The organism is Herbiconiux daphne, from assembly GCF_024979295.1.
GTDB lineage: Bacteria > Actinomycetota > Actinomycetes > Actinomycetales > Microbacteriaceae > Herbiconiux > Herbiconiux daphnes.
Genome location: NZ_JANLCJ010000640.1, coordinates 1 through 569, shown reverse-complemented (window position 1 = coordinate 569; position 569 = coordinate 1). Strand labels below are relative to the sequence as shown.

Below are 569 nucleotides of genomic sequence, written 5' to 3'. Positions count from 1 at the left end.
TGCGTCTTCTGCCGGTGCTGCTTCAACGGCTGCCGGTGCTGCCGCTTCAGTTTTGGCGCGTGCTGCTGCGCGCTCGTTGGCGATCTCCATGTCGCGCATGGTTTCTAACAGCAATTCAATGCGGCGGGTGAAGTCGGCCTTACGGGTGCAATCCATCGCCTGCGTGAAACACTCCAGGACTTCGGCGCGGTCGATGCCCGCCCACTGGCTTTCATAACCGGCAAAGATTTTGCAGCGATTCGTGATCTGCTCTTTGGCGTTCTTCAGGGTGGTCAGGGCGCAATCTTCGTGAGCGCATTCTGCAATAAAGCGGACTTTGGCAATGGTGGCGGCGTTGAAAGTAGTCATTTGTTCGTGTCCTGTCGTAAGGGGTTAATTGCTGCTACAGGACGAACTATACAGGAGGGAGTTAGAATGTGCAATAAAGTTTTTAAACTATTTTGCACATTCTTTTGATGGGGCTACCTGGCCGCGTTCTCTGTCAGGGCTTCAGCGTGGCATGCCTCAACCAACGCGGGGAGGTATGGCGCGGCGATAACGTCGGCCTGAATGTTAGCCATCAGGTTGGC

The 569-nt window shown here is 54.8% G+C and carries 1 protein-coding gene; it reads right to left on the bottom strand.

Annotated elements, in window-relative coordinates; translation table 11 throughout:
- On the bottom strand, nucleotides 1-348 hold a 348-nt coding region (locus N1032_RS26905; RefSeq protein WP_259543746.1), incomplete at its 3' end, for a hypothetical protein.
- Between the last annotated feature and the right edge of the window lie 221 nt (nucleotides 349-569).